General features: G+C 69.1%; 13 protein-coding genes. 7 read left to right on the forward strand and 6 right to left on the reverse strand.

Annotated elements, in window-relative coordinates:
* Nucleotides 1-88: 88 nt before the first annotated feature.
* From OVA30_RS16905 to OVA30_RS16920, 4 genes are all read left to right on the forward strand, one after another.
* Nucleotides 89-5,650 (forward strand): malectin domain-containing carbohydrate-binding protein, encoded by a 5,562-nt coding sequence (locus OVA30_RS16905; protein WP_268176132.1) that lies wholly within the window; start codon nt 89-91, stop codon nt 5,648-5,650.
* Nucleotides 5,651-5,727: 77 nt separating this feature from the next.
* Entirely contained in the window at nt 5,728-7,251 is a 1,524-nt protein-coding gene (locus OVA30_RS16910; RefSeq protein WP_268176133.1) for a phosphomannomutase/phosphoglucomutase, read from the forward strand.
* A gap of 409 nt (nt 7,252-7,660) precedes the next feature.
* A complete protein-coding gene (locus tag OVA30_RS16915) occupies nt 7,661-9,118 on the forward strand; it encodes a calcium-binding protein (RefSeq protein WP_268176134.1) in 1,458 nt (485 codons plus the stop codon).
* A 374-nt stretch (nt 9,119-9,492) separates the two neighbouring features.
* A complete protein-coding gene (locus OVA30_RS16920; RefSeq protein WP_268176135.1) occupies nt 9,493-10,920 on the forward strand; it encodes a calcium-binding protein in 1,428 nt (475 codons plus the stop codon).
* Between the two features lie 153 nt (nt 10,921-11,073).
* Here the strand turns inward: OVA30_RS16920 and OVA30_RS16925 are convergent, their stop codons facing one another.
* The 6 genes from OVA30_RS16925 to OVA30_RS16950 form a co-directional block, all read right to left on the reverse strand.
* Nucleotides 11,074-11,331 (reverse strand): hypothetical protein, encoded by a 258-nt coding sequence (locus OVA30_RS16925; protein WP_268176136.1) that lies wholly within the window; start codon nt 11,329-11,331, stop codon nt 11,074-11,076.
* The gene (locus tag OVA30_RS16930; RefSeq protein WP_268176137.1) at nt 11,331-13,535 is read right to left on the reverse strand and encodes a GumC family protein; all 2,205 of its coding nucleotides are present in this window, start codon (nt 13,533-13,535) and stop codon (nt 11,331-11,333) included. Before OVA30_RS16930 ends, OVA30_RS16925 begins: the two co-directional genes overlap by 1 nt.
* A 70-nt stretch (nt 13,536-13,605) precedes the next feature.
* Nucleotides 13,606-15,129, reverse strand: a complete 1,524-nt coding sequence (locus OVA30_RS16935; RefSeq protein WP_268176138.1) for an exopolysaccharide biosynthesis polyprenyl glycosylphosphotransferase — start codon at nt 15,127-15,129, stop codon at nt 13,606-13,608.
* 60 nt (nt 15,130-15,189) lie between these two features.
* Nucleotides 15,190-16,191, reverse strand: a complete 1,002-nt coding sequence (locus OVA30_RS16940; RefSeq protein WP_003605918.1) for an NAD-dependent epimerase/dehydratase family protein — start codon at nt 16,189-16,191, stop codon at nt 15,190-15,192.
* Nucleotides 16,192-16,569: 378 nt separating this feature from the next.
* Complete coding sequence (locus OVA30_RS16945; protein WP_265224633.1) at nt 16,570-17,349, reverse strand: WecB/TagA/CpsF family glycosyltransferase; 780 nt, start codon at nt 17,347-17,349, stop codon at nt 16,570-16,572.
* Nucleotides 17,346-18,347 carry a UDP-glucuronic acid decarboxylase family protein gene (locus OVA30_RS16950; protein ID WP_003605920.1) on the reverse strand — a complete coding sequence of 334 codons (1,002 nt, stop codon included), beginning with the start codon at nt 18,345-18,347 and terminating at the stop codon, nt 17,346-17,348. Before OVA30_RS16950 ends, OVA30_RS16945 begins: the two co-directional genes overlap by 4 nt.
* 455 nt (nt 18,348-18,802) lie before the next feature.
* On the opposite strand from OVA30_RS16950, the gene OVA30_RS16955 reads away from it, so the two are divergent.
* The 3 genes from OVA30_RS16955 to OVA30_RS16965 are packed head-to-tail and all read left to right on the forward strand — an operon-like array spanning nt 18,803 to nt 22,031.
* Entirely contained in the window at nt 18,803-20,170 is a 1,368-nt protein-coding gene (locus tag OVA30_RS16955) for a polysaccharide biosynthesis/export family protein (protein ID WP_076642147.1), read from the forward strand.
* Nucleotides 20,171-20,222: 52 nt separating this feature from the next.
* The gene (locus OVA30_RS16960) at nt 20,223-21,632 is read left to right on the forward strand and encodes a mannose-1-phosphate guanylyltransferase/mannose-6-phosphate isomerase (protein ID WP_003605922.1); all 1,410 of its coding nucleotides are present in this window, start codon (nt 20,223-20,225) and stop codon (nt 21,630-21,632) included.
* 9 nt (nt 21,633-21,641) lie between these two features.
* Nucleotides 21,642-22,031 carry a hypothetical protein gene (locus OVA30_RS16965; protein ID WP_268176139.1) on the forward strand — a complete coding sequence of 130 codons (390 nt, stop codon included), beginning with the start codon at nt 21,642-21,644 and terminating at the stop codon, nt 22,029-22,031.
* Nucleotides 22,032-22,086 lie beyond the last annotated feature (55 nt).

The following is a 22,086-nucleotide window of genomic DNA, read 5'->3' on the forward strand; positions in this document are numbered from 1 at the left end:
CGGATCCGGCGCGGATACGGTCGGCCCCAAGTCTGATGTTGAGTCTGATGTTGAGCCTGATCTCAAGTCTGGCGCGAGGGGGATGACCATGGCCGACGTCACGTTTTCTCAGTCAACACTTGCCGGTTACTCGGGGCTGGCCTCGGCTCTGCAATGGGGCCCGGACGGACGGCTCTACGTCGCCGAGCGGTTCGGCAGCATCAAGGCCCTGACCGTCGCGCAGCAGGGCAACGGCTACGTCGTCACCAACACGGAAACGATCGACCTCATCCTCAACCTGCCCAACCACAACGACGACGGCACGTTGAATGCGACCCTGAAGGAGCGGCAGGTCACCGGCATCCTCGTCACCGGCACGGCCGACAACCCCGTCCTCTACGTCACCTCGAGCGACCCGCGCATCGGCGCCGGCAATGGCGGCGAGGACACCAATCTCGACACCAATTCCTCGATCATCTCGCGCCTCACCTTCGATTCCGCGACCGACACGTGGAAGAAGGTCGATCTCGTGCGCGGCCTGCCCCGCTCGGAGGAGAACCACTCCGCCAACGGCATGGCGATCTCGCCCGACGGCAAGACGCTCTACGTGGCGGTGGGCGGCAACACCAATGCCGGCGCGCCCTCCAACAATTTCGCCGGCCTGCCGGAATTCGCCTACGCGGCGGCCGTGCTCAAGGTCGATCTCACGGCGCTCGACGCCATGACGCTGAAGAATCCGAACGGGCTCAACCCCTACCTCTACGACCTGCCGACCCTCGACGATCCCTACCGCCCCAATAACGGGACGGCCGGCAACGAGAACCCGGACGGCTCGGATGTCAGCGGCCCGTTCGGCGGGCGCGACGGGTTCAACATGGCCAAGATCACCGCCGACAGCCCGGTGCAGATCTACTCGCCCGGCTACCGCAACGCCTACGACGTGCTGCTGACCTCCGACGGCAAGATGTTCACCTACGACAACGGCGCCAACAATGGCTGGGGCGGGCGCCCGTCGGATGCCGCCGGCAACGTCGTGACCAACCAGAACCAGATCCCGCTCAACACGGCCGACCAGGACGGCGGCACCAAGCGGCTCAACTACGACCAACTCCACGAGATCACGGGGGAGGGCTATTACGGTGGCCATCCCAACCTCGTGCGGGCGGTGGGCGGCCAAGCCGGCTGGCTGCTAACGCCGGGGGCGGGCGTGACAGGGGCGACCTTCCTGCCCCACGGCAGCGCCGGCCTGCCCGCCGATTTCGACTCGGTGATCCCGGCGGGCACCGCCGACCCGCGCGAGAGCGTGTTCTTCGAGGGCGGCATCAGCGACGGGGCGCTCGATACCGGCCAGGGCTCGCTCAACGGGCTGGCCGAATACACCGCCTCGACCACCTGGGCGACCGCCGACGGCGGCACCACGAGCATCAAGGGCGCCATCCTCGTCACGGATCTGGCGGGCTATCTCCACATCATCCCGCGCAACGCCTCGGGCGGGGTCGACACCGCTGTCGGCGCCGCGGGCCAGATCGTGGCGGCGGACAAGCAGGTCGTGCCGATGGGCGGCGGCGCCCCGCTCGGCATCGACGCGGTCGGCGACGGCAAGCCGTTCGCCGGCACCGTCTGGGTCACGACCCTGGCCGACGGCAACATCAAGGTGCTGACCCCGGGCCCCACCAACCCGCAGAACCTCGACCTCGACGGCGACGGGATCAACAACACGCTCGACCCCTTCGCCCTCGACCCCGACAACGGCACCGCGGGCACCGACGTGATCTCCGGCGGCGAAACGGTCGTGTTCAACTTCGAATCCGGCTCGCTTCCCGGCACCTTCGGCGGCAGCGGGCTCACCGGCGCGATGATCAACGGGCTCGACCCGTTCCTCGACGGCGGCCTCTACACCTCGGCCAACATCATCGCGGGCGGCGCGGGCGGCGTCATCCAGTTGAAGAACGTGCAGGAAGGCGACTTCACGGAAGGCAACAACACCCTCAAGGACGCGTTGCAGGCCGGCGTCACCTTCGATGACAGCGTGGCGACCGCCAATGTCACCATGACGATGGCGAACTGGATTCCGAACGCCACGAGCAACGGCGGCTTCCCCTCGGCGGGCCTGCAGATCGGCACGGGAGACCAGGACAACTTCATCAAGCTGGTGCTCGGCGGGCGCGGCGAGAGTGCGGGGGGCAAGTATACCAGCGCGATCTTCGAGACCTCGATGGAGAATCTCGGCGTCGCCCAGACCAGCGCCGTCACCAACAACGCGCTCCTGAGCGCGACGAGCGCGAGCTGGGTGCAGCTGCGCCTCGCGGTCAATCTCGAGACCAACACGGTGACGCCGTACTGGCGCTTCGGCACCGGCGCGGTCTCCTCCGCCACCGACGCGAACGCCGCCTTCACCGCCGGTACCAGCCTGAGCGTGCCGAGCGGCAGCGCGCTGCTGAAGGCGATCCAGGGCGACTACACCGTCGGCGGCAAGGCGAGCGGGATGGCGGTGGGCCTGCTCGCCACCTCCAACGACGGCGAGGCCTTCACCGCCGATTTCGATGGGGTCACCATCACCACCACCGCCAAATCGGGCACCACGAACCCGGTCGTCGCGGCGATCAACACCGGCGGCGGGGCGCTGACGCAGGACGGGATCGGCTTCTCGGCCGACCAGTACTTCACCGGCGGCGCCACCTTCATCGACAGCACCGGCGGCAACGGCCTGCAATCGGCCTTCACCAACACCGTCTACCAGACCGAGCGCTACGGCAATTTCAGCTACGCGATCCCCGTGGCCAGCACGAGCCAGGCCTACACGGTCGAGCTGCGCTTCGGCGAGCTGTGGTGGAGCAATCCCGGCCAGCGCGTCTTCGACGTCACGCTCGAAGGCCAGACCATCCTCAACGATCTCGACATCCTGGCCCAGACCGGCAGCTTCAACACGCCCTACACCTACGTCTCCGGCCCGATCACGGCGGGTGCCAACGGCACGCTCGACCTGCAATTCGCCAACGGCATCGACAACGCCAAGCTCAGCGGCATCGTCGTACGCCAAGTGAGCGGGGGCGGCGGCACCGACATGACCAAGCCGACGGTCGGGCCCTTCACGGTCCAGGCGCCCGTGGCGGGTGATGCGAGTGCCAGCGTCACGGTTGTCTATAACGACGCCTCGGGGATCAACCTCGCCAGCATCACCGCGGCCGACATCGCGGTGACGGGCCCCGGCGCGACCGGGGCGATCACGCTGCAATCCAAGACGAGCACCAGCGCGACCTCGGCCACCGCCACCTACATCGTCGCCGCCCCCACCGGGGGCTGGACCAACGGCCAGTACACCGCCACCGTCAAGACCGGCGAGGTGTCCGATGCGAGCCCGGCGGCCAACACCAACCTCGCGGCCTCCCAGCTCTTCTCGGTCCAGACCAGCAGCGCGGGCGGGATCGTCGCGGCGATCAATGCCGGCGGCGCGGCGCTGATCCAAGACGGAATCAGCTTCTCGGCCGACCAGTACTTCACCGGCGGCGCCACCTTCATCGACAGCACCGGCGGCAATGGCCTGCAATCGGTCTTCACCAACACCGTCTACCAGACCGAACGCTATGGCAATTTCAGCTACGCGATCCCCGTGGCCAGCGCGAGCCAGGCCTACACGGTCGAGCTGCGCTTCGGCGAACTCTGGTGGAGCAACCCGGGCCAGCGCGTCTTCGACGTGTCGCTGGAGGGGCAGACCGTCCTCAACGACCTCGATATCCTGGCCCAGACCGGCAGCTTCAATACGCCCTACAGCTACGTCTCCGGCCCGATCACGGCGGGTGCCAACGGCACGCTCGACCTGCAATTTGCCAACGGCATCGACAACGCCAAGCTCAGCGGCATCATCGTGCGGCAGGCGAACGGCGGCGGGAACGTCGACACGACGGGACCGTCGGTGGCCGGCCCCTTCGTGATCCAGGGGCCATCGACCCCGACCGCGAGTGCCAGCGTCACGGTGATCTACAACGACGCCTCGGGGATCAATCTCGACAGTATCGGAGCGAGCGACATCACGATGACGGGTGCCGGTCCGATCGGGGCGATCACGCTTCAATCGAAGGCGGCCACGAGTGCCACCTCGGCCACCGCCACTTATCTGGTCGCCGCGCCGGCCGGCGGTTGGATCAATGGGGAGTACATCACCACCGTGAAGGCTGGGGAAATCGCCGATGCGAGTCCCGCCGGGAACACCAACGCCGCCTCCGGCCAAGGCTCGTCGTTCCAGCCGAGTGTTCCGGTCGGGATCGTCGCGGCGATCAACGCGGGCGGAGGCGCGGTGAGTCAGGACGGGATCAGCTTCTCGGCGGACCAGTACTTCACCGGCGGCGCCACCTTCGCTGACAGCACGGGTGGCAATGGCCTGCAGACGGCCTTCGGCGGCACCGTTTACCAGACCGAGCGCTACGGCAATTTCAGCTACGCCATCCCCGTGGCCAGCGCGACGCAGTCCTACACGGTCGAGCTGCGCTTCGCCGAACTCTGGTGGAGCAATCCCGGCCAGCGGGTGTTCGACGTCACGTTCGAAGGCCAGACCATCCTCAACGACCTCGACATCGTGGCCCAGACCGGCAACTTCAACACGCCCTATACCTTCGTCTCGGGCCCGGTCATCGCGGGCGCCAACGGCACCCTCGACCTGCAGTTCATCAACGGCCTGGACAACGCCAAGCTCAGCGGCATCGTCGTGCGGCAGGTGACCGGCGGCGCCGACGCGACGGCGCCGACCATCGGCTCCTTCGATGTCGCAGCGCCCGTCTCCGCCGGGGGCCAAGCGAGCGTGACGGTGGTCTACAACGACACCTCGGGAATCGATCTCGCCAGCATCGGGGCGAGTGACCTTGCGGTGACGGGAGCAGGCGCGGTCGGGGCGATCAGCCTACAGTCGAAGGCGACGTTGAGCGCCACCTCGGCCACCGCCACCTACCTCGTCGCTGCGCCGGCGGGCGGCTGGGCCGACGGGTCGTACACCGCCACGGTGAAAGCCGGGGAGGTCGCCGACGCGAGCCCCTCCCTCAACACCAACGCCGCCACCTCGCACGCCTTCACCATCGACGTGACGCCCGGTGCCGACACCCTCGTCATGGCCATCAATTCCGGCGGGGCGGCCCATACCCGTGCGGACGGAACGGTGTTCGAGGCCGACACGGCGGCCGCCCCCCACCGCTTCTACGTTGCCGGCCAGGACGGGAACGCGACCTATTCCGACGGCGATCCGATCGCCGGCACCACCGACGACGCGCTCTACCAGAACCAGCGCTTCGGCTGGGCCAGCGCCTCGACCACGGATGCCGATGACGGACGCTTCGGCTACGCGATCAAGAACGCGGATGGCAGCGCGCTGGCCTCCGGCTCCTACGAGGTGATCCTGCACTTTGCCGAGATCTACAACCAGCCCGACGATCCGGGCGGCCTCAGCGGGGCGGGTCAGCGCCAGTTCAACCTCGGCATCGAGGGCACCACGGTCGCCAACTACGACATCTGGGCGGCGGCAACGGCGGGGGCGACCGCGGCGACCCTGACGCGGACGGTCTCGGTTACCGACGGGACGCTCGACCTCGCCTTCTGGCAGGGGGCGGCCGAGAATCCGACCGTGGCGGCGATCGAGGTGTGGAAGGTCAATCCCGCCTCGGTTCAGGACGGCCTCTTGGTCTAAACTCTCAACCGATTTCCAGCTTCTCTTCCGGCGGCGTGCGGCCTCTCGTGCGCCGCCGCCCTCGCGAAAGGTCTGTCATGTCCTTCGATCCCTCCAAGGCCTTTCCCACGCCCGTTCCGAAGCTCGAGCCGAACACCTTCGCCTTCGAGCAGTTGCCGATGGTCAAGCCCACCGGCTTTCGCGAGTACGACGCCCGCTGGCTGTTCCCGCAGGAGATCAACCTGATGGGCGTCCAGGCGCTCGGCCTCGGCCTCGGCACGCTGATCCATGAGCGCGGCGTGCGCCCCGACATCGTCACCGGCCACGACTTTCGCGCCTACTCCGCCTCGATCAAGCTCGCGCTGATCGCCGGGATGCAGGCGGCGGGGCTGCGGGTGAAGGATATCGGGCTCGCGCTCTCGCCGATGGCCTATTTCGGCCAGTTCGCCCTCGATTGCCCCTGCGTGGCCATGGTCACCGCCTCGCATAACGACAACGGCTGGACCGGCGTGAAGATGGGCGCCGAGCGCCCCATGACTTTCGGCCCCGACGAGATGGGCCGCCTCAAGGAGATCGTCACCACGGGCGCGTTCCAGTACCGCGACGGCGGCGCCTACGAATTCGTCTCCGAATTCGCTCAGATCTATCTAGACGACCTCGTCGCGCGCGCCAAACCCGTCTCGCGAAAGCTGAAGGTCGTGGCCGCCTGCGGCAACGGCACGGCCGGCGCCTTCGCCCCCGCGCTGCTGGAGCGACTCGGCGTCGAGGTGATCCCGCTCGATGTCGAGCCGGATCACAGCTTCCCGCGCTACAACCCCAACCCCGAGGACATGGCGATGCTGCACGCCATCGCCGACAAGGTGCGCGAGACCGGCGCCGATGTCGGCCTCGGCTTCGACGGCGACGGCGACCGCTGCGGCGTGGTCGATGACGAGGGCGAGGAGATCTTCGCCGACAAGATCGGCGTCATGCTGGCCCGTGACCTGTCGAAGCTTCACCCGAACGCGACCTTCGTGGTCGACGTGAAATCGACCGGCCTCTACGCCGCCGATCCCGAGTTGCAGGCCCGCGGCGTGCGCACCGATTACTGGAAGACGGGGCATTCCTACATCAAGCGGCGGGTCAACGAGCTCTCGGCGCTGGCCGGCTTCGAGAAGTCGGGCCACTTCTTCTTCAACGCGCCGGTCGGCCGCGGCTACGACGACGGCCTGCTCACGGCGATCGCGGTGATCGAGATGCTCGACCGCAATCCGGGGCAGACCATGGCCGACCTCTACCGGGCGCTGCCGAAGACCTGGGGCTCGCCGACCATGTCGCCGCATTGCGCCGACGAGGTGAAGTACGGCGTGGTCGATGCGGTGACCGAGCGGTTCCGGGCGCTCGAGGCGTCGGGCGAACCGGTGGGCGGCCATCCGATCACCAGTCTCGTGACGGTCAACGGCGTGCGCGTGACCACCGCCGATGGCACCTGGGGGCTGGTGCGGGCCTCCTCGAACAAGCCGGAACTCGTGGTGGTGGTGGAGAGCCCGGTCTCCGAAGCGCGGCTTCGCGAGATGTTCGCGGCGGTGGATGGGGTGCTGCGCCAGCACCCGGAGGTGGGCGCCTACAACCAGACGATCTGACCACACCTCTGCCCGAAGAGGCGCGTGATAACGGCTCCGGCTGATCACCTCGGTGATGGGTGCGTGTCCCCTCGCCCCGCGTGCGGGGAGAGGGAGCGCCGGCTCGCCGAACCCATCAACCGAAGACCGTAAGAAGGCATGATTCGGGGAAAAGGACCTTCGGCAGCCGGCCTGGCGATACCCAGGCCGGGCGATCAAGCGTGGCCGTTCGGCAACAAGCCGTTGTCTGTCAGAAAATTTCTGACAAAGACCCGCGAGAAAACAGCATTAAGCTGAACCGTTTTCGCGGCTCCATACCTCGTGGGGAGTAGTCCTCACGGGGTACGTTGCAGATTTACGCAATCGATCTGCTCGCTAACATTCTTTAGTTCCCCGCTCCGTTGCGATCATCGCATCTCAAGGAGCAATCATGCCTGCGGGCCAAACCTATAGCACCACCCCCATCCGCACGACGTACGACGGACAGGTTATCGAAAATCTGGATCTCTGGGTCTCCGACGGCGACGCCATCCGCGTCGATCACGACAACGTCGTCATCCGCAACGTCACCATTCACCACGCCGACGGCAACGGCATCGTCGTCGAGGACGTCAGCGGCGTCACCGTCCAGAACAGCCTCATCGTCAATTCCGATCCGCCCACGGGCAACGGGGGCGAGACCGATGCGGAGACCACCGGCATCCGGGTCGTCAACGCGTCCGGCTTCACCGCGTCGCACGTGACGCTGCAGGACAGCGGCACCGGCATCTATCTCGGCCAGTCCCCGAACGCGAAGCTCTCCTACATCGAGGGCCACAACTTCCACGGGCCGTTCCCCGGCGGTCAGCTCGTTCAGTTCTACCAGTCGCCGAACGGCAGCCTCTCGGATTTCGCTGTCACCAACGATGCGAGCCACTCGCATGTCGAGGACAACGTTTCGATCATCGACAGCCAGAACGTCTCGATCGCCAACGGCGTGATCGACGGCAACAACTCGCCGAGCGGTGCCGGCGTGATGTTCGAGGGCAACTCGCAGGGTGGTCACGTCCAGAACGTCGACGTGATCCACATGAGCAATGGCGGCTTCTCGTCCTACTCGGACGACGTGTCCTTCGTCGACACCCGCTCCTTCGACAACGATGCCGGTGACCAGGGCCGCGGCGCGTCGCTGTCGAACGGGCTGATCTGGAACGCGACCGGCCACAACGTCACGATCGAGGACTCGACCTACACGGACCCAGGGGTCGCCAACAACATCGTCTGGGGAACCTCCTCGGCCGGCGCGGACGTGTCGGCAGCGCCCTCGGCCACGCCGATGACGCCGATCCACAACGTGTTCGACGGGACGGCGACCGACAGCACGCCGGTTGCGGCCCCGGTGCCGACGCCTGCTCCGACCCCGGCCCCGACTCCGGCGCCGTCCCCGACGGCCCCGACGGCCACGGCCCCGGCCGGCACGGGCATCGACCGGGATGGCACGGCGGCCTCCGAGACGATGACCGGCTCGCGCTTCGCCGACGACCTCGACGGGCGGGGCGGCAACGACACGCTCAACGGGCTGGCCGGCGACGACCGCCTCTACGGCGGGGCCGGCAACGACCGGCTCGACGGCGGCAGCGGCACCGACCACCTCTGGGGCGGCACCGGCGCGGACCACTTCGTGTTCAAGGCCGGCAACGGCACCGACTGGGTCGAGGACTTCCAGCTCAGCGGCACCGCGCAGGACGTCGTCGAAGTGAGCAAGGCGATGTTCGGTTCGTTCAATGCCCTGCTCTCCGCGGCCCATGATGTCGGCTCCGATGTCGCCATCACCTCGGGCGCCGACACGCTGTGGCTCGCCGACGTTCACAAGGCGCAGCTCACGGCCGGCGACTTCCTGTTCGTCTGAGCATTTCCCGCGAAGCGTCCGGTGCACCGTCCGTCCGAAGGGACGCGGGCGGGTCGCCGGATGCTGCGCGGGGCAGGCTCGAAGCGCCTTTCGGTCGTGGCCGCGGGATCCTCCGCGGCCCCGGCCGGCGGCGGCGCGCCACCGAATCTCTTACCGCCCGATCAAGCGTGGCCACATGGCCACATCGGTTGTGCGCTGCGAAAAATATCGGGCCGCGGTGCCTTGGCTAAAAGCTTTACGGTTAATGACTTCCCAGGCCGAATAGGCCGCATGGCCTAGCGCAGATTAATTACGTTGCAGATTTGCTAGGTCGATCCACTGATTCTATTCATATAGTTATTGATTTTGTTGTAATATTAACAAATGGAGCAAATATGCCCACGGGTTTGACCACAAGCACCACGCCCATCCGTACGACGCATGACGGACAGGTCATCGAAAATCTGGATCTCTGGGTCTCCGACGGCAACGCCATCCGCGTCGAGCACGACAATGTCGTCATCCGCAACGTCACCATTCACCATGCCGACGGCAACGGCATCGTCGTCGAGGATTCCAGCGGCGTCACCGTCGAGAACAGCCTGATCGTCCATTCCGATCCGCCCAACGGCAACCAGGGCCAGTCCGGCGAGGCCACGGGCATCCGGGTCGTCAATGCGCCCGATTTCACCGCCTCGCACGTGACCTTGCAGGACAGCGGCACCGGCATCTATCTCGGCCAGTCGCCCGGCGCGACGCTCTCCCACATCGAGGGCCACGACTTCCACGGGCTCTATCCGTCGGGCCAGTTCGTCCAGTTCTACCAGTCGCCGAACGGCAGCCTCTCGGATTTCGCTGTCACCAACGATCCGAACGGGTCGCATGTCGAGGACAACGTCTCGATCATCGACAGCCAGAACGTCTCGATTACCAACGGCGTGATCGACGGCAACAACTCGCCGAGCGGCGTTGGCGTGATGTTCGAGGGCAATTCGCAGGGTGGCCAGGTCCAGAACGTCGACGTGATCCACATGGGCAATGGCGGCTTCTCGTCCTATTCGGACGACGTGTCCTTCATCGACACCCGCTCCTTCGACAACATCGCCGCCGACCAGGGCCGGGGTGATCCCCTGTCCAACGCCGTCATCTGGAACGCGACCGGCGACGGCGTGTCGATCGTCGACTCGACCTACACGGACCCGGCGGTGGCCAACAACATCGCCTGGGGGCCGTCCTCGGCCGGCGCGGACGTGTCGTCGGCCCCCTCGGCCACGCCGATGACGCCGATCCACAACGTGTTCGACTGGGTGGCGGGTACGGTCGGAACCGTCGTCGGGGTCGTCACGGGCAACAACCCGGCACCGCCCCCGGTCGCCGCCTCACCCTCCGGTACCAGCCTCAACCGCGACGGCACCGCCGGGGCCGAGACGATGACCGGATCGAACGCCGCCGACGACCTCGACGGGATGGATGGCAACGACACGCTCAACGGGCTGGCCGGCGACGATGCGCTCTATGGCGGGGCCGGCAACGACCGGCTCGACGGCGGCAGCGGCACCGACCATCTCTGGGGCGGGGCCGGGGCCGACCGGTTCGCGTTCAAGGCCGGCAACGGCACCGATTGGGTCGAGGATTTCGAGACCGGCGGTTCCGCGCCCGACGCGATCGAGATCAGCCGGTCGATGTTCGGCTCGTTCGATGCCGTCCTGGCCGCGGCGCAGGATGTCGGCACCGATGTCGCGATCCGTTCAGGATCGGACACGCTCTGGCTCGCCGACACCCAGAAGGCCGAGTTGAGCGCGGGTCATATCCTGTTCGTCTGACCGCGATGTCCGCGCGGTGAGGCGGAAAACCCATCCCTCCGCCTCAGCCTGAGGGGGCCGCGCCCGCGGCCCTCGAAGGATCGTCCAGACTCGAAGGATTGTCCGGGGACCGCACGGGATCCGGAGGATCCTTCGAGGCTGCTTCGCAGCACCTCAGGACGAGGTCGTGGGTGGAAAAGCCTCGACGCCCTGGCCGTGCCCGTGGCGGTGAGTGGCCAGCACCCGCTCGATCCCGGCCCGGAAGGCGGCGAGGGTGCCCAAAGGCCGGGCGCAGCCGCCGCAGGCGATGGCCGCCTCGGCGGTCGGGTCCGCCGGCCAGGTGACGGCGGGGGAGCCGCAGGCCGCGCAGGCGAAGGTCCCCGCGCTCACGAGGATCGCCACCCCCGGGCTCGCTGCGGATTGCGCGCCCATCACGCGCTGTTCCGGTAGTAGTGCGAGAAGTCGCGGTAGAGCGTGCCGCGGTCCGCGGCACGGCCCTCGTGGCGCTTCAGATCGACCTTGTTCAGGACGAGCCCGGCGACGGTCAGCCCGAGCCGGCGCATATAGGCGAGGCTCGCGGTGACGGCGGCCTTCTGCGTGCCGTGCCACGCCACGACGTGGACCACGGCGTCGGCGTGCTGGCGCAGGAGCGCGACGTCGCCCAGCAACAGCACCGGGGGCACCTCGACAAGGATGATGTCGTAGCGCTCGCGCGCCTCCCGCACGAGCATGCCGAAGGTCGGCTCGGCATAGATGTCGTGCCCGTCCTTGAGGCCGGAGACGCGGCGGATGGTCGAGATGCGGCCCTCCGCCTCCTCGTCGTCGGCCGGCGTCTCGTGTCCGAGATTGCCGTGGCGGCCGTCCTCGATCGCCGCGCGGCGGGGCGAGCCGTCGAGGATCAGCACCCGGCGTCCCATCGCCGCGAGCGAGCGCGCCACCGAGCGGGCGACGACGGACTTGCCCTCGCCGGGCATCGCCGAGGTGACGAGGACGACCTTGAGCGGCTCGCGCACCGCCACGAGTTCGGCCACGGCCGCCCGCACGGCCTCGCGGAAGAGGAGATCCTGTTCCAGGCGCTCGCCCGATTGCGCACCCGCCGGCCGGTTCGGCAGCAGCGCGAGGCAGGGCAGGCCGGTCTCGGCCTCCATCTCGCCCTGGCTGCGGTAGCCCCGGTCGCGGCGGTCGAGCCCGAGCGCCAGCACCGAGCCGGCACCGGCCCCGGCGAACAGGCCGAGGCCGAGCACGAGGCCGAGGCCGGGCCCGGTGGGCAGGGTCGGCACCTTGGCCGGCGCCAGCATCTGCGCCATCACCGGCTTGAGTTCGCTCAGCGCATTGGCGGTCTGGTAGCCCTCGTCGAGGACGCGCAGGCGGTCGCGGGCAGCCGTCGCGTCGGCCTGGAGTGCGCGGAGCTTCGATTCGAGCGCCTTGCTCTCGATGAGCGAGCGGCGCACGGTCGCGACCCGCGCCTCGGCCGAGGCTTCGAGCCCGCGGGCGGCGCCGAGATCGACCTCGACCAGTTTCAGCACCTCGGCCATGCGGAGCTGAAGCCGCTGCTGGAGCGCGGCGATCGAGGCCTTGAGCCGCAGCACGCTGGGGTGGTTGTCGCCGGAGACGGCGGTGAGCTGCTCCAGTTCCTGGCGCAGCTTGCTGTCATCGGCCAGCATCTGCTGGATCACCGGCGAGATCGTCGTGTCGGAGGCGTTCGGCACGCCGCCGAAGCGCATCACGTCCCCGGCGCGCTGCAGCCGGGCCTCCTCCGCCAGCCGCTTGGCCGAGGCGCTGGAGAGTTCGGTGAGGGCGTCGCGCAACTGCTGCTCGCGCAGGTCCACGCCCTCGCGCACCGACTCGACGAAGCCCGTGCGCTTGCGGAAGGCGTCGATCTCGCTGTCCAGCCGGGCGAGTTCGCCGCGCGAGACCTGGATCTGCTCGGCGTACCAGCGGCTCGCCCGCTCGGTGGCGAGCGAAGCCGCCTGCATCTTGCGGGCGAGATACTCGGTGGCGAAGGTGTTGGCGGTCTCCGCCGCCCGCTTCGGATCGCGGTCGCGGTAGCCGATGGTGATCAGATAGGCCTTGGCATCGTTGCCGACGGTGAGCCCGCGCAGGAGCCGCTGGGCCTGGGCGTCCCGCTCGGTCTCCTGCTGCGCGGTTTCTTCCGGACGGGTGCCGGGAAGGGCGGGCAGCGCGGCCTGAACCCGGTTCTCGAGAGCCTGCCTCAGGGAGCCGACCCATCCCGTGGATGCCTCCTTGGCGGCAGGCCCCGCCTGGGCCGCCTGCTTGGCTTGCCCGGCGTCCTCGAGCCGGCCCGCCACGGATTGCGCGATGGCAAACGAGCGGATGATGCGCGCCTCGCTCTCGACGACCGAGGCCGGTTCGAGGGCGATCTGCGGGCCGGACTTGCCCGTCCCGCGCACGTCCTGGGTCTGGCCGAAATCGAACTGGAGCAGCACCTCGGCGGTGTAGCTCGGCGGCAGGGCGAGCGTGGCCGCCCCCGCTGCCAGCGCCGACAGCACGGCGATCGAGGCGATCATGATCCGGCGCCGCCAGAGCACCGCGAGGGCGTGTCCGGTGACCGCCTCGTAATGGGAGGTCAGCGATCGCCCGCCGCCGGGCGGGTCGGCTTCGTGGAACGGATCCATGGGTCACGCCTGCGTCGGGATCGAAAAAGGGGAGCGCGTCGAGGGGAGGAGGGGCCGCCGGGGCCCCTCCTCAGCGGGCGCCCTTGGCGGTGAGCACCGCCGGCACCGTCTCGAGGAGGATGTACAGGTCGGTCCAGATCGACCAGTTGCGGATGTAGAAGCTGTCCTGCTGCTCCTGCACCGCGAGGTCGCCGTCGCTGCGGGCCGAGATCTGCCACAGCCCGGTCAGGCCCGGCGGCACGCTCGCCCGCAGCGCCTGGAAGGCCGGGCCGAACCGCTCGGTGTGATAGGCGGGGAAGGGGCGGGGCCCGACCACGCTCATGTCGCCGCGCAGCACGTTGAGGAGCTGGGGTAGCTCGTCGAGGCTGGTACGCCGGATGAAGCCGCCGATGCCGGGCAGGACGCGCGGATCGTTGCGCAGCTTGCAGAACCGGTCCCATTCGCGCCGGGCGGCCTCGTCGGCGGCCAGATGCTCGGCGAGCCGCGCCTCCGCGTCGCGGAACATGCTGCGCAGCTTGTACACGCGGATGGTGCGGCCATCGCGCCCGACGCGGGGCTGGACGTAGAAGGCCGGGCCCGGATCGGCGATCTTCACCGCGAGCGCCAGCACACCGATCAGCGGTCCGCAGACGAGAAGGCCCGGCACCGTCACGGCAAGGTCGAGCGCCCGCTTGAGGCGCAGGTTGTGCGGCAGGAAGATCGCCCGGCGCACCACGAGCCCGACCACGGGACCGAGGCAGCGGGTCTTGAGGCGCACGGTCTCCACCTCCGGCGCATGGTGCGCCACGAGCACCTGCCGGAACGGGTGCCGGGTGAGCCAGGCGAAGCGGGTGGGCTCGCGTTCGCCGGGCGTGCAGATGGCGACCTCGGCCGCCTCCAGCAGGCTCGCCATGCGCTCGGCCGCCCGCTCGGTGTCCTCTCCTGGCCCCGGCGACACGACGGTGCGGAAGGGTTCGACCACTTGATCGGCCGCGCGGACGATGCCGATCGGTCTGAGCCCGAGCTCCGGCCGCGCGGCGAGGCTGCGGGCCAGCTCGGTGGCCCCCTCGCCGTAGACGATAGTCGCCGCCCCCCACACGCCCCGCCGGACGAGACGCGCACGCACGAACCCCTCCGCGTAATGCCCGAGCGGGATGGAGAGAAGGGCGGCGATCCCGGTGGCGGCCCAGGACCACGGCCAGGACCAGGGCCCGCCGCCGACCAGGATGGCGGCGGCGAACGCGAGGGCGGCGGCCAGACCGCGGCGGCGGAGCCGCTCGATCGGCTCCGCCTCGATCGGTTCGTAGAGGCCGCACAGGGCCAGTGCGCAGATCTGCAGGGCGCACCAGCCGGTCAGCATGGCCGGCGCGAGGCCGGCGGCCGCTCCGGCCGCCGCCATCACGAGCAGGCTTCCCCCGCAGGCGGCCAGCACGGCGACGGTGTCGCCCGCGAGCAGGGCACCGGTGACGATCCGGCGCCGTGCCTCGGCGATCGTCTCGGCGCGCCCGGACCGGACGGGTCCGAGACGCTCCTTGAGACGCTCTCGAAGTCGTCCCTGCCAGCCGGTTCCGCCGGCCGGCAGGAGACTGGTATTTGCGACATCGACGTCCGGCATGGGCTCGCTCGTGCTGCGTGACGGGCGGGAGGGCGGGCGGAAAGCGCGGGATCGCCGCGCTTACTCGGCGGCCTGCCGGGGGGCGGCGTCCGCCTGGGCCGCCTGTGCCTGCTGGATCTGTTCGTTGATCCAGCGGTAGGTCGGCTGCAGCCCCTCGCGCAGGTGGATGAGGGGCTCCCAGCCCAGAACCTCGCGCAGGCGGGTGTTGTCGCTGTTGCGCCCGCGCACGCCCTGCGGCTTGCTCAGGTCGAACGCCTTGTGGATCGTCTTGCCGGAGACTTCGGCCACGAGATCGACGAGGCCGCTGATGCTGACGAGTTCGTCCGTGCCGAGGTTGAGCGGCCCGTGATGGTCCGACTGCATGATGCGGTAGATGCCCTCGACGCAGTCATCGACGTACATGAACGAGCGGGTCTGCTGGCCGTCGCCCCAGATGTCGATCGTGCCGCCGTCGGGCGTGCGGGCGATCTTGCGGCAGATCGCGGCGGGCGCCTTTTCCTTGCCGCCGTCATAGGTGCCGAGCGGCCCGTAGACGTTGTGGAAGCGGACGGAGCGGGTCGGGAAGCCGTAATCCTCGGTGAAGTACTGGCAGAGCTTCTCCGTGTAGAGCTTCTCCAGGCCGTAGCCTTCCTCGGGCGCGGCCGGGAAGGCATCCTCTTCCTTCAGCGGGATCACGCTCGGCACGTCCTGCAGGTGCTGCGGGTAGACGCAGGCCGAGGAGGAGAACAGGAACCGCTCGACCCGCGCGTCGAAGGCGGCCTTCAGCATCTGCGCGCTGATCATCGTGTTGTTGAACGTGATCGAGGCGTGCGCGCCGGAGATGTAGCCGATCCCGCCCATGTCGGCGGCGAGATTGTAGACTTCGTCAACGCCCTTCACCGCCTCGCGGCATTCCTCGAAGGACCGAAGGTCGGCGAGCATGAACTCGTCCGCGTCACTGTTCCCGAAATCGGGATATTTAATATCGACGCCGCGGACGTGATAGCCGTGGCGACGCAGGTACGTCACCAGATGTCCACCAATGAAACCGCCGGCCCCGGTAACAACTGCGCTCTTCGACATGGGTGTGACGCCTTTTCTGCTTTGGCGCTTCCATTCTTATTTCGAGGGCCGACTGAGCATATCTTCTCGATGGGCGATCATACTTTCGCGCTACCGTAATCCTTTGGGGCGCTGCGCGGCCAAGAGGGGCCCGGCCCGTCGAAAGAGAGCATGACGGAGCGCGTGCCGGGTGCCCCGCAAGAGCCCCGGCCCCGCGCGATTTCGGCGTCGGGACAGCCTCTGGGCTGAACACGACGGAAGACGTGGCCCGATCGCGTCGGATCGGGCCACGTCTCCAGATCAGGGCCCAAGGCACCCGACGCGGGCAGGTCTCCCCGCCCAAGCCAAGTGCCAAGTTATTGATGCGAAATGTTTTTCCGAGAGGCCTGGGGATGGCCTCTAGAAGGATCGGCGCGGTCGCGACGGCGCGTTCAGGAGCTGGAACGCGGCGCGCAGCATGAATTCGGGCACAATCCGCCCGTAGCGGCGCGCCAGCCGTCGCGGCTCGGTGCCGAGGCGGAAGGCCCATTCGAGCCCGCGCCGCTGCATCCAGGCCGGCGCCTGCCGCTTGGTGCCGGCGAGGAAGTCGAAGGCCGCGCCGACGCCGACCATGACCGGCACCTCGAGCCGGTCGCGGTGGCGCGCCATCCAGTATTCCTGCTTCGGGGTGCTGAGACCCACCCACAGGATGTCGGGCGCCGCCGCGTTGATGCGCGCGACGATCGCCTCGTCCTCCTCCGGCGTGGTCGGGCGGAAGGGGGGCGAGAAGGTGCCGGCGACGGGCAGATCGGGGAACTGCTCCGTCAGCCGCGCGGCCAGCCGCTCGGGCAGGCCGGAGCCGCCTCCGAAGTAGTATTGCCGGTAGCCCTTGCGGGCGGACAGGGCCGTCAGCGCGCGCATGAGGTCGGGTCCGTAGACCCGCTGCGTGCGCGGGAAGCCGAGCCGCCGCGCCATGAAGACCAGCGGCATCCCGTCCGGCGTGACGAGGCCGGCGCGCTCGTGGATCGCGCGCAAGCTCCCATCGGTCTGGCACTCGATGACGCCGTGGGCGCCGGTGATGCAGACGTAGTGGCGCTGGCGGGCGAGGATCCAGTCCTCGACCGCCATCACCGCCTCGTCCAGCGTGATCGCGCTGACCGGCACCCCCAGGATCGGAACGCGGGGGAGGGGTGCGCTCATGAGCCGGTCTTCGCGAGTTCGGGCAGCGCCGGCTCGAACGGCGTCACGCTCGAGCCGGAGGCCGAGAGCAGCGCCTCGAAATAGGCGATCGTCCGCGTCAGCCCCTCGTCGAGCCCGACCTTCGGGGTCCAGTGAAGCATCGCCTTCGCCCGGGTGATGTCGGGGCAGCGCTGGCGCGGGTCATCCTGCGGCAGCGGGCGGTAGACGATCTCCGAGCGCGAGCCGGTGAGCGCGATGATCCGATGGGCGATCTCGGCGATGGTCACCTCGGTCGGGTTGCCGAGATTGACCGCGCCATCGAGGGTACCCTCGACGTTCATCAGGCGCATCAGCCCCTCGACGAGGTCGTCGACGAAGCAGAAGGCGCGGGTCTGGCGGCCGTCGCCGTAGAGGGTGATCGGCTCGCCCCGCAGCGCCTGCACCACGAAGTTCGAGACGACCCGGCCGTCGTCGCGGTTCATCCGCGGCCCGTAGGTGTTGAAGATGCGCGCCACGCGGATCGGCACGTGGTGCCGGCGCTGGTAGTCGAAGAACAGGGTCTCGGCGCAGCGCTTGCCCTCGTCGTAGCAGGCGCGCGGGCCGCTGACGCTGACGAGGCCGCGATAATCCTCCGGCTGCGGGTGCACATCCGGATCGCCGTAGATCTCGCTGGTGGAGGCCTGGAGGATCGGGATGCCGAGCCGCTTGGCGAGCCCGAGCATGTTGATGGCCCCGATCACGCTCGTCTTCGTGGTCTGCACCGGGTCGCGCTGATAGTGGATCGGGGAGGCGGGGCAGGCGAGATTGTAGATCTCGTCCACCTCGACATAGAGCGGGAAGGTCACGTCGTGGCGCATGACCTCGAAGCGCGGATTGCTCAGGTGCTGGGCGAGGTTCGACCGGTCGCCCGTGTAGAAATTATCGACCGCGAGCACGTCGTGTCCCTGCGCCACCAGTCGATCGCACAGATGGCTGCCGACAAAACCGGCCCCACCCGTCACGAGGATACGCTTCTTCATCGCTCGACGTCTCCCATTGTCGGTCGATCCCAGCTTAGGAGACCTTGATCGGGTTCGGCATTGCTGTTTCGAGGAAGACGCGACGTCCTGCGTGCGAAGGCGGTTTACCACGATCGGGAGGTGCGAGCCCTTTCTTGCCGTGGGCCAAGCGGCGCGCGCGGAATCGGTTCCCAACCGCGCCTTCGAGCCGCAACCGGCACCGTCGGACTAACCCGGTCGCGAACCCCGAGGTGACCGAATAGCCAGAGCCAACGGGGAGGGGCTCTGGCATTCAAACAGGGCGTCACGGCAGCCCGGCCGCCTCCCGGTTCTCCCCGGTGCTCCCTCGAGCACGGAGGGCTTCGGGCCGGCATCTCCGGGGTACCGGCCGAGCGGGCAGAGCTCCCGAATGGAGCAGTCTCCCGAGCGGCCGCGTCGCCGGCCGGCGCCCGGCAAGCGGCCTGAGAGGCGAAGGCATGCTCGATTTCAGGACATTTCGGTTTTGGAGCGGCGAGGGGCGCCGCGGTGCCACGCTCGGCGCGATGCTCGGCTCGGGACTTGTGCTCCTTCTCGCGAGCACCCCCCTCGCCGCCGAGGCGCAGGCTCCGGAGGCCTTGCCGGAGCCCTCGGCCGAGACCGCGCTGCTGCTGTCGAGCGGCGACAAGGTGACGATGGTCGTCTTCGGCCAGACGGACCTGACCGGCGAGTACGTGGTCGATGCGGTGGGCGACCTGAACCTGCCGATGGTCGGCCGTGTCCGGGTCGCCGGGCTGTCGCCCGAGCAGGCCGAGACCCTGGTGCGCACCCGCCTCAACGACGGCTACCTGCGCTCGGCCACCGTCAGCCTGCGGCTTTCCGAGATGAAGCCGGTCTATGTTCTGGGCGAGGTGCGCTCGCCCGGCAGCTACACCTACCGCTACGGTCTCACCGTGCTCGGCGCGGTGGCGCTGGCCGGCGGCGGGCGGGTCGGCGACCGCTCGATCACCGAACTCAAGGGCGAGATGCTGACCGCGCGCGAGCGTCTGCGGAGCCTGGAACTCGCCCGGCTCGCCCAGCGCGCCCGGCAACTTCGGCTGGAGGCCCAGCGCGACGGACGGACGAGCTTCGTCTCGGACGAACTGATCGGCCCGGAGGCGACGGCGCTGATGCGCGGCGAGCAGGAGATCTTCTCGCTCCAGCGCGAGACGGAGCGCAGCGAAGTCGGCCTGCTGCGCCAGCAGGTCGAACGGCTGGAGACCGAGCGGACGTCGCTGACCCAGCAGCGGAATCTCATCGAGGAACAGGTCAAGCTGACCGAGGCCCAGGTCCGCAACTACGCGCGGCTGACCGATAACGGCCACGGCCTGCAGACGATCATGGTGGACCGGCAGAGGGAGAACGCCCGGGTCCGGGCGGAACTCGCCCGGATCGACGCGGAACTCGCCCGCAACGGCACGGCCACCGGCGAACTGACCCTGCGCCAGCGCGACACCGAGAACGGCCATCGCCGCCGGGTCGTGGCCGACCTTCAGGCCACCCGCCAGCAATTGCTGGAGACGGAGGCGAGCCTCCCCATCGCCCGCGACCTGCTGGAGAGCCGTGCCCGGCGGCTCGCCGCCTCCGACGGCGGCACCGAGTCCACCGGCTGGAACGTCGAGGTGACGCGGACCCAGCGCGACCGGGCGGTGACGTTCCGGGCCAGCCTGACCTCCGTGCTGCTGCCGGGCGACGTCGTGCAGGTCTCACCCGCCAAGGCCGGCACCGGCGAGGCGCCGGCCCCGGCTCCCACACGTGGCGGGGCGGCCGCTCCCGGCCCCGTCTCGCAGGCGGCACCCGCCCTGCGCAGCTCGATCGAAACCCGCTGACCTTTCTTCCAAGTTCCATCTTCCAAGTCCCAGCACAAAAGGACGCCCGTCGATGCCTGCACGGATCCAGCCCGTCATCCTTTGCGGCGGCTCGGGAACGCGGCTCTGGCCCACCTCCCGCACCTCATTGCCGAAGCAGTTCGTGCCTTTGCTCGGGCCGCACTCGACCTTCCAGCAGACCCTGCTGCGGCTCCAGGGCCCGCTCTTCGCCCGGCCGATCGTGGTCGCCAATCGCGATCACCGCTGCCTCGTCGAGAAGCAGGCCGCCGCGATCGATGCGGGCGTCACCCTCCTGCTGGAGCCGGAGCGCCGCGATTCCGGCCCGGCGATCCTGGCCGCCTGCACCCTGGTGGCGCGGGAGGATCCCGAGGCGGTGGTGCTCGTGCTCCCCTCCGACCACATCGTCACCGAACCGCGCGCCTTCCGGCGGGCCGTCGCCTCCGCCCTGCCGGCGGCGCGGGCCGGGCGGCTCGTCACCTTCGGCATCGAGGCCGATCATGCCAGCACCGAATACGGCTGGATCCGGCCCGGCACCCGCGTCGAGGCGCGCTGCCACGCCGTGCACACCTTCGCCGAGAAGCCGGACGCGGCGCGGGCCGCCACCTACCTCTCGGACCGCTGGCTGTGGAACTCCGGCAACTTCCTGATGCGGGCGGACACCCTGTGCGCCGAATACGCCGCGTTCGATCCCGACACGGCCGCCGCCGCCGCCCTGGCGGTCGAGGCCGCCGCCGACGAGGGCGGGGCGCTCGCCCTCGACGCCGAGGGGTTTGCCGGCACCCACAAGACCTCCCTCGACTTCGCGGTGATGGAGAAGACGAGCCGCGCCGCGGTCGCGCGGATGCGCTGCGGCTGGTCGGATGTCGGCAACTGGAACGCGCTCTGGGCGATCAGCGAGCGGGACGACCTCGGCAATGTCAGCCGCGGCGCGGCCGAGCTGTTCGACACCGAGGGCTGCTTCGTCTCCTCGGACGGGATGGTGACCTCGCTCGTCGGCGTGCGGGATCTCGTCGTGGTGGCCGAGAAGGACGCGATCCTGGTGGCCGACCGCAGCCGCTGCGGCGACGTGCGCAAGATGGTCGAGATCCTGCGCAGCAAGGGCCGGCCCCAGGCCGAGTGGCACGCCTCCTCGCACCGCCCCTGGGGCAGCTACCGGGTGCTGGAGGCCTCCGACGGCTTCCAGGTCAAGCGGATCACCGTGGCGCCCGGCGGCCGGCTCTCACTGCAGAAGCACCGCCACCGGGCCGAGCACTGGGTCGTGGTGCGCGGCTGCGCCCGGGTCACCGTGGACGACACGGTCGCCGATTACCGCGAGAGCGAGCACATCTTCATCCCGCTCGGCGCCATCCACCGCCTCGAGAATCCCGGCAACGACGATGTCGAACTGATCGAGGTGCAACTCGGCAGCTACCTCGGCGAGGACGACATCGTCCGCCTCGAGGATGCCTACCACCGCGCCTGACCAGCCGTCATGACAGCCCCCGAGGAGCGGATAACGGAGACCGGACCGGACGCCGCGGCGTCCGAGCCGGCGGAGCACGGCGCCCTGACCCGGCACTGGGACAGCCTGGACGGGGAGGCCGCCGCGCTGCTCGGCGCGGTCGAGCGAAATCTCGACCGCAACGCGGACCGGGATCGCGGGCCGGAGGAGGGCCGGCGTCCGACCCCGCTCGGCGGGGAGGTGCACCGGCCCCGCCTCAACGGTCCGAGCCGTGCCGCGAGCCTGCCCGACCGGCCGAAGCGCTGGATCACCGCCGTGATCGCGGCGGCGGCGCTGACGCTGCCCTTCGCCACGCCCGCGGGCGATGCCAGCCCGCGGGCTCCCTTCGGCGGATCGGCGCCGGAGCGGGGCGCCAAGTGACGGCCGCGTGACAATCATCCAACCCGCCCCCTCATCCTGAGGTGCCGGCGCGCAG

Origin of the sequence: Methylorubrum sp. SL192 (assembly GCF_026672325.1) — a bacterium.
Lineage (GTDB): Bacteria > Pseudomonadota > Alphaproteobacteria > Rhizobiales > Beijerinckiaceae > Methylobacterium > Methylobacterium extorquens.